The sequence below is a fragment of the Embleya sp. NPDC056575 genome (genome assembly GCF_042793325.1).
In the GTDB taxonomy this organism is placed as follows: Bacteria; Actinomycetota; Actinomycetes; order Streptomycetales; family Streptomycetaceae; genus Embleya.
On record NZ_JBHTVA010000142.1, the window covers coordinates 1 to 6,973 of the forward strand.

At 68.1% G+C, this 6,973-nt stretch carries 11 protein-coding genes; 8 read left to right on the plus strand and 3 right to left on the minus strand.

What is annotated here, in order from left to right; genetic code table 11:
• Positions 1–491 precede the first annotated feature (491 nt).
• From ACFRCG_RS47925 to ACFRCG_RS47935, 3 genes are all read right to left on the minus strand, one after another.
• Positions 492–1,736 carry a tyrosine-type recombinase/integrase gene (locus ACFRCG_RS47925; protein ID WP_380042992.1) on the minus strand — a complete coding sequence of 415 codons (1,245 nt, stop codon included), beginning with the start codon at positions 1,734–1,736 and terminating at the stop codon, positions 492–494.
• A 15-nt stretch (positions 1,737–1,751) separates the two neighbouring features.
• Positions 1,752–1,988, minus strand: a complete 237-nt coding sequence (locus tag ACFRCG_RS47930) for a hypothetical protein (protein ID WP_380042993.1) — start codon at positions 1,986–1,988, stop codon at positions 1,752–1,754.
• Positions 1,989–2,169: 181 nt separating this feature from the next.
• Positions 2,170–2,529, minus strand: a complete 360-nt coding sequence (locus tag ACFRCG_RS47935) for a helix-turn-helix domain-containing protein (protein ID WP_380042994.1) — start codon at positions 2,527–2,529, stop codon at positions 2,170–2,172.
• A 538-nt stretch (positions 2,530–3,067) separates the two neighbouring features.
• Here ACFRCG_RS47935 and ACFRCG_RS47940 point away from each other — a divergent pair.
• The 8 genes from ACFRCG_RS47940 to ACFRCG_RS47975 all read left to right on the plus strand — a co-directional run.
• A complete protein-coding gene (locus ACFRCG_RS47940; RefSeq protein ID WP_380042995.1) occupies positions 3,068–3,283 on the plus strand; it encodes a hypothetical protein in 216 nt (71 codons plus the stop codon).
• A gap of 61 nt (positions 3,284–3,344) precedes the next feature.
• Positions 3,345–4,139 (plus strand): phage antirepressor, encoded by a 795-nt coding sequence (locus tag ACFRCG_RS47945; RefSeq protein ID WP_380042996.1) that lies wholly within the window; start codon positions 3,345–3,347, stop codon positions 4,137–4,139.
• 86 nt (positions 4,140–4,225) lie between these two features.
• Positions 4,226–4,606: a hypothetical protein gene (locus ACFRCG_RS47950; RefSeq protein ID WP_380042997.1), complete on the plus strand. Its 381-nt coding sequence runs from the start codon at positions 4,226–4,228 to the stop codon at positions 4,604–4,606.
• On the plus strand, positions 4,603–5,178 hold the full coding sequence (locus ACFRCG_RS47955; protein WP_380042998.1) for a hypothetical protein: 576 nt from the start codon (positions 4,603–4,605) through the stop codon (positions 5,176–5,178). Before ACFRCG_RS47950 ends, ACFRCG_RS47955 begins: the two co-directional genes overlap by 4 nt.
• The gene (locus ACFRCG_RS47960; RefSeq protein WP_380042999.1) at positions 5,175–5,423 is read left to right on the plus strand and encodes a hypothetical protein; all 249 of its coding nucleotides are present in this window, start codon (positions 5,175–5,177) and stop codon (positions 5,421–5,423) included. The genes ACFRCG_RS47955 and ACFRCG_RS47960 overlap by 4 nt, the downstream gene beginning before the upstream one ends.
• Positions 5,420–5,794 carry a hypothetical protein gene (locus ACFRCG_RS47965; protein ID WP_380043000.1) on the plus strand — a complete coding sequence of 125 codons (375 nt, stop codon included), beginning with the start codon at positions 5,420–5,422 and terminating at the stop codon, positions 5,792–5,794. Before ACFRCG_RS47960 ends, ACFRCG_RS47965 begins: the two co-directional genes overlap by 4 nt.
• Positions 5,791–6,201, plus strand: coding sequence for an HNH endonuclease signature motif containing protein (locus ACFRCG_RS47970; RefSeq protein ID WP_380043001.1), 411 nt, complete (start codon positions 5,791–5,793; stop codon positions 6,199–6,201). The genes ACFRCG_RS47965 and ACFRCG_RS47970 overlap by 4 nt, the downstream gene beginning before the upstream one ends.
• On the plus strand, positions 6,198–6,973 hold a 776-nt coding region (locus ACFRCG_RS47975; RefSeq protein ID WP_380043002.1), incomplete at its 3' end, for a lambda-exonuclease family protein. The genes ACFRCG_RS47970 and ACFRCG_RS47975, both read left to right, overlap by 4 nt.

The following is a 6,973-nucleotide window of genomic DNA, read 5'->3' on the forward strand; positions in this document are numbered from 1 at the left end:
GTCCGGGGCCCGGTCGGCGTGGGGCGGAGACAGAGCGGCGGCCGGGCCCCGGACGCGCGCCCCGCGCCGTGCGCGGGGCAAGCGGCCCTTGAACACGTAGAGAAAGTTTGAACGCATCGCGCTTGTGCGGACCGGATCCCGAGGCGTCGAACCGTCGTTGCGCGAAGTCGCTCAAAGGGGCGGGCGGCCTGATTCGGCTCACCCCTGAATGACCTCTAAGTTGATCAAGGGCCCTTCCCCAGGCAACGGGGAAGGGCCCTTGATCGGCACTTGCGAGAGTGGGCCTAACAGGACTTGAACCTGTGGCCTCTTCCTTATCAGGGACCGTCCGCCGAAACCCCAGGTCAGGACGGGTGCGGTCGCCTGAGGTCGGATGCGGTTGCCCTGGTCTGACCCACTCGTTCCTAGCAAAGGTCGCCCGAGGGCGGATGAGGTCGGATTAGGTCCGTGGGGTTGTGGACGGGATGTGGATTCCGTGGATTCCCGCCGGCTCACACGGCCACCAGCTTCGGGCGCTCCTGCATGAGCGCCGCAAGCACCTGGCCGGCGGTGTCCGCTGCGGCGTGGGTGTACAACCAGGTGACCTCGCCGCCGCGTTCGTGTCCCATCACCTCCTGGACCACGACCTCCGGCACGTTCAGATCCGCGAGCTTCGAGGCAAAGTGGTGCCGAATGGTGTGGACCTGGGGCCACCATTCCTTCTTTCCGGTCTTCTCGTCGATCGTGACCCTGGCAACGCCGGCCGCCTGAATCGCGGGAATCCACAGCCTGCGGAAGCCATTGCGGCCGATGGGCGAGCCGTTCCGACCACGGAACAGCAGTTCTTCTTTACACATGCCGTCACCGATGGCCGACCGGGTCGGCTCGACAGCGCGCAGAGCCATCGCCGCTTTCAATGCCTCCTCGGCCCGCGGCGTCATACCGACCGTGCGCAACCCTGCATCCGACTTTGGGTACGCCTTGCGCTTCAGCGCACCGCCCACCTCGATCAGGATCTCGCGGACGTGGATCCGCTTCCGCTCGAAGTCCACGTTGCAGAGCCTCATTCCGGTTGCCTCGCCCCATCGAAGCCCCGTCTCCTCAAGGAAGATTTCGAGAGGGTGGTGGTACTCGGGCAGCTTCGCCCGTACCAGGTCAAGCTGTTGAACGGTCGGCGGCCTGCGGTCCTCGGGGTGTTTCTTCGGGATCGTCGGCAGCTTGATGCCTTCGCAGGGGTTGAGCGGGATGCGCTTCTCCACGTGCGCGGCCGTCAGCATGCGGTCGAGGATCTGATGGACCTTGATGATCGTGCCCGGCGCCAGGGTTTGGCCCAACTCCTTCACCCACGCCTTGACGTCGAGGTGCTCGATGGCGACCAGGGGGTAGCCGCCCCACTTCGGGTCGATGTGGTTGGCCCACAGCCGGTCGTCACGTTCGAGCGTGGTCTCGGCTCCGTCCTGGGCGTTGCGCCAGCGCGGCCGGAATTTGCGCAGGAGCTGCTTGCCGCGCTTCGGGTCGATGTAAGTGCCCTTGTGGAGGTCGGACTTCACGTTGTCGAGGTGATTCTCGGCTTCCGTTTTGGTCCTGAAGTTCCTGGAGGTCCCGGTGCCGTCCGGCCTGCGCCACCTTGCCTGCCAGGACCCGATGCAGTCGCGCCGCGGGCGACGGGGCGGATCCGGATACTTGGCGACGCACAGTGCGCATCCGCACGACTTGACCCGGATCTGCCGGGGGTTGTTCTGTGCCTTCTTCGGCATGAGGAGCCCCTCGCTCTACACGGAGACGGTGGCGTACCACTCGGTGAGGAGTACGCAGTCACCACAGAAGCAGGTGCAGCCCAAGGGGTGTTGCTTCACGCCGAGGTTGGTCATCACTCGCCGCACGAGCGTGAGGGCCTGGCCGAGAGTGGCCGTCTCGCTCACGTAGACGACCATGTCGTCGGCGTCGTAGTACGCGTGGGGTTCGAGGTCTGCCGTCTGGATGTCCGAGTAGCGGACGCGCACGCACATGACTGACCCCCAGGGTGTGTCCGGTAAACCGTTCCGCCGGTGGAGGGTCAGCGGATTAGAGAGCGTAACCCGTGATCGGGATCACGTCACGACCCATTCGCATGGAAATGGGCACAGATCCGTAACCGGGAAAAGGTTGTGCGCGATACCGAACAATCGCTACCAACCGTCTGTAACGATGCTATGACGCACGGTTCATGCGAATAGCCTCTGCGGTCGCTTCGACCACTCGCTGTTCGGCCTCGGTGAGTTCCCCGAAGAGCCGCAGCAGCTGCTTGGCCTTCTCCTCGCCCACCGGGTTCGGCATGGGCCGCTCGGCTGCTTCGTGGACTTCGCGCACCGTGAGCCCGAGGCCGCTCTTCTCCGCGAGGGCGCGCAGTAGATCCGAGTCGGTGGCTCGTCGGGTACGCCGCAGCCATGCGCTGAGCGTGGCAGGAGGGATGCCCGTGCGGCGGCTGATGTCTGCCTGCGTCGCGCCAGTCTTGGCCATGGCGTGCTTCAGCAGCGCAGACAGGTCCGGGGACTGGGGCGCCTCGCTCATGGGGACAGGATCCACGGTGGCCTTCTACAGGGCAAGTGCACTGTAGAAGGTTGGCCTGATTACAGCCCGCGCATGGGCGCGCACGGTCGCGCCAAGGAGGCGCCCGCAGGCAACGGAAGACCCCATCCGACCGAATGCGCCATGCGGCGCCCTTGACCGTCCGCTACAGCTACTGTAGAAAGTAGTCATCGGGAAGCGGCCCTGGCCGAATCCCGGCAATAAAGAGTGAGGATCCCCATGGAACGCCTGCAACGCCTGGATTCCGGGAGGCCGTTGAGAGCGGCGAAAGGCGAGGTGGGAGCTTCGATCCCCGCACTGGCCAGAGCCACCAAGGCGGCCGACCCGGAGGGTCGCGGCGTCTGCCAGTCCTTGATCGGATTCCTGTGTTCGACCGGACGCAGCCAGCGCGAGACATGCTCTCGGCGGTCGGCGCAACTCATCGCCGCCGCCCTCGACACATCACTCGAAAAGCTCTTCACGACGTACTCCACACAGTCCGTCGGCCCGCCCGCAACATCTACAGCTACAGGAGACCGTAGTGAACCGGACGGCACCCCCGCAGCTCGATGACCTCTTCGAAGAGGACGAGTTCCTGACCCGGCCCGAGCTGATGGATCTCCTCAAGGTCAGCCGGACCTGGACCAAGGACGCACAGAAGAACGGCATCCCGTTCATCAAGAAGCGCGGAACCCTCCGCTTCCCGAAGCGGGCCTGCCTCAAGTGGTTCATCGAGGACGACACCACCGCCGCCTGACGCACAACGGCCGGCCCCGAAGGACCGGCCGAGACCACCCCTTCTGTACAAGGAGCAGGTCTTGACCAGTATCACCCCCTTCAGCTTCCCCGAGACCGGCCAGCCGGTCCGGACCATCACCCTCGGCGGCGAGCCCTGGTTCGTCACTACCGACGTGTGCACGGTCCTCGCCCACACGAACGCAAGTCAGGCCGTCGCCACCCTGGACGAGGACGAGAAGGGGGTCAGCATTGCTGAGACCCCCGGCGGACCGCAGCAGGTCGGCATCGTCTCCGAGTCCGGCCTCTACTCGCTGATCCTCCGGTCGCGGAAGCCGCAGGCTCGCGCGTTCAAGCGGTGGATCACCCGCGAGGTGATCCCGAGCATCCGCCGCACCGGTTCGTACACCGTTGCCCCCGCGGCGCCGGCCCTACCGGACATCACCACCGCCGCCGGTGTACTGGCGATGGCCGAGCAGTTCGCCCGCACCGCCCGGCAGTTGGTCGAGGCCGACGCGAAGCTCCGCGAGCTGGAGCCGAAGGCGATCGCGCACGACACGTACCTGTCCGCACAGTCCGGTGAGCGCCTGATCCGTGAGGTCGCGAAGCTCCTGGCGTGGCGGCAGCAGGACCTGCGCCGGTTCCTGGTCGAGGAGAAGTTCATCTTCGCCCGCGAGGCCCTGTGCGGGGCTACGACCTGGGACTTCTACGCGGCGCACGCCTCGCACTTCCGGTCGATCGAGCACCCGGTCGAGCACCACTGGGGCCGCTGCTCGCACTACACGCTCTACGTCCGCCCGGCAGGTGTCGACCTGATCCAGCGGCGGATCGCGAAGCGCAAGGCGTCGATGGACGCCGCCATCACCGACACCCCCTGAACAAGGGTGCGGGCCGCGCCAGTCCAGGACGCAGCCCGCTGCCCCACCACACCGAGTCCGTGAGAGACACAGAGAGGTGGCAGGACATGACCCACATTACCCATTCGGTGCGCGAGGACCTGGCGGTCCACGTGGCCGCCGGTGACTGGCGCGCGATCTGCGCCGAGCAGTTGGGTTGGACGCAGGCCCGCGAGGCGTCGCTGATCCGGTCGATCCGGCGGGCCGCGGAGCAGGGCCGCACGGTCGAGGAGGTCCTGGCGGAGCACGAGGCCCAGGTGGCGGTCGACGACGCGGAGTTCGCGGACGCCCGCCGCCGGGCGCACCTGCGCCGGCCGCGCAACTGGGCCCGGTGCCCGGGGTGCGGCGAGGTGCACGACATTCCGGCGGGTCAGTCGCGGTGCCGCGAGTGCGGGCCGGCCGATGACGCGCCGATCGTTCGCCCGCTGGTCGCGGGGGTGACCCGGTGACGGCCGTCGACGCGCTGATCGCAGCGCTCCGCCAGGACATGGCCGGGCTGCTGGCACTTGCGGACGCGGAGGTGAACCGGGACCGGCAGGCCGCTGTTCGCCTCGCGGTGAAGCTCATCCGCCGCACGGTCAACGAGCACGCAATGGCCCCGCAGCAGCCGCTGCCGGAGTGGCCGGACACGTGGGACGCGTGGGACGAGTTCGCGTCGTGCTCGGCGTGCGGCCGGCGCAACCCGCCGCACCTGGCGTCGACGCAGCGGGGCCTGGTGTGCCACCCGACGTGCCCGCCGCCGGCGCTGTACCGGGTCGAGTGCGGCTCGGAGTTCGGCACGGACCTGGTGATCGAGGTGCCGGTCGGCATCGTCGCCCCCGGCGCCGTGTCGTCGTGGCTCGCCAGCCGCACGTCCCTCCTGGTCCGCCACCAGATCGGCGGCGAGTACGACGTCGACGTGAAGGCCGACCTGGACTCGGGGTTCGTCTCGGTGAACTGGCTGCACCACCGCCACGGCTGGCTGACGAAGCGGTTCCCGCTGGTCGAGGCGTCGCGCACCGAGATCGGTGGTGCGTCGTGACCGATCTCTACGACCTGTCGGCGTGGACGCAGCCGGACTCGGAGCACCTGACCTCGCGCGACGGCCTGTGGTCGCTGACGCACCGCGTGGACGACGACCGGCCGGGCTGGTATCTGGCGGGGCCGGGCTGCCCGGCGGGCGAGTGGCTGGACGTGTGGCCGGTGTGCGCGCGCCTGGCCGCCGAGGCGCACATCGCCGCGTACTGCGCGGCCACCGACACGACGACCGGGGAGACGACCCGATGACGACCTCACATCTGCCTGCCGTGTACCGGCGGGCCGCCGAGATCATCCGCGAGAACGGCTGGGTTCAGGGCTGGGTGTACGACCCCCAGCAGGCGTTGCCGCCCGAGCGGTGCCGGGTGTGCCTGCTCGGTGCCGTGGACCTCGCCTCGGGCGAGGACCCTGGGGAGCCTTGGATCTCGCGTGAGGACGAGCTGCGGGACCTCGGGCCGATCGTTGCCGTGCTGGGCCTGACGAGCAGGCTGGACCGCCAGCACACGCGGCCGACGCAGGTGATCGGGCCGTGGAACGACGCCCCCGAGCGCACGGTCGAGCAGGTACTCGACGTCCTGGAGTGGGCTGCGGTCGCGGCCGAGTCGGGTGGTGCGGCGTGAAGTCACTGGTGGCCACGCTCCTGCCACGCATGGCGTTGCCAAATGCCCTCGGTTGCATGGTCTGGCTTGGTCGCACCAACCGGTACGGGTATGGCGAGATCCGTCGCAAGCACCGGGCATTCATGGCGCATCGCGTGGCCTACGTGCACTTCATCGGACCCATTCCCGACGGACTGCAGTTGGACCACCTCTGTCGGAATCGGCGCTGCGTGAATCCGACGCACCTGGAGGCCGTGACGGGCACCGAGAACACCCGCCGTTCTCCGTTTGTGCACAAGCAGGTTTGCATCCGGGGCCACGTACTCAATGAGCAGACCTTCTACGTGAACCCGTCTGGCAGCCGCGTATGTCGGGCGTGCGCCGCGCATCGCAGGCGCAAGTACGCCGAACAACGGCGGGCCCGGTGACCGCCTCGACTGCCGCCGCTGCCCTGCCTCCCAGGGCGGCGGCGGCCCCCGACAGCATCACCGCAGCCGAGTACCTGGGGACGTTCACCGACGGCTCGCCCGAGTGGCACGCCGCACGCGCGCAGGGTCTCGGCGGCTCCGACATCGCCGCCGTGCTGGGCCTGTCGCCGTGGGACAGCCGGTTCTCGTTGTGGCACGAGAAGCGCGGCATGGGCGGGACGCGCGAGGTCACCCGGCAGATGTCGATCGGGAAGAAGATCGAACCGTTCATCTGCGATGTCCTGTTCGCCGAGGAACACCCACACCTCGAGGTGCTGCGCACGGGCACGTGGCGCAACTTCGAGCGCCCGTGGCAGATCGCCAACCCTGACCGGCTCGCGGTCGACCGCGAGACCGGCCGCGTGTACGGCGTCGAGGCGAAGAACATCCGCCACGACATGGCCGAGGAGTGGGGCGAGGACGGCTCGGACGTCGTCCCCGTCTACTACGAGGCCCAGGTCCGGCACTACATGGACGCCCTCGGCCTCGAGGTGTACCTGGTCGCCGCCCTGTTCGGGGGCTGTGACTTCAAGGTGTTCCGCCTCGAGGCGGACGAGCGGCAGGCCCGGATCGTCCGCGACGCCGGCGCCGAGTTCCACCGCACGGTCCTCGAGGGGATCCGCCCGAACCTGGACGGTCACACCCGCACCTACCAGGTCCTGAAGGCCATTACCGAGGGCTGCGACCAGTCCGACGTCGAGATCTCCGCCGAACTCGCCGACCGATTCCGCTC

Bases quoted from the DNA above. Each gene is read 5' to 3' on its own strand.
- ACFRCG_RS47925 (WP_380042992.1), bottom strand. From the start codon at position 1,736: ATGCCGAAGAAGGCACAGAACAACCCCCGGCAGATCCGGGTCAAGTCG.
- ACFRCG_RS47930 (WP_380042993.1), bottom strand. From the start codon at position 1,988: ATGTGCGTGCGCGTCCGCTACTCGGACATCCAGACGGCAGACCTCGAA.
- ACFRCG_RS47935 (WP_380042994.1), bottom strand. From the start codon at position 2,529: ATGAGCGAGGCGCCCCAGTCCCCGGACCTGTCTGCGCTGCTGAAGCAC.
- ACFRCG_RS47950 (WP_380042997.1), top strand. From the start codon at position 4,226: ATGACCCACATTACCCATTCGGTGCGCGAGGACCTGGCGGTCCACGTG.
- ACFRCG_RS47965 (WP_380043000.1), top strand. From the start codon at position 5,420: ATGACGACCTCACATCTGCCTGCCGTGTACCGGCGGGCCGCCGAGATC.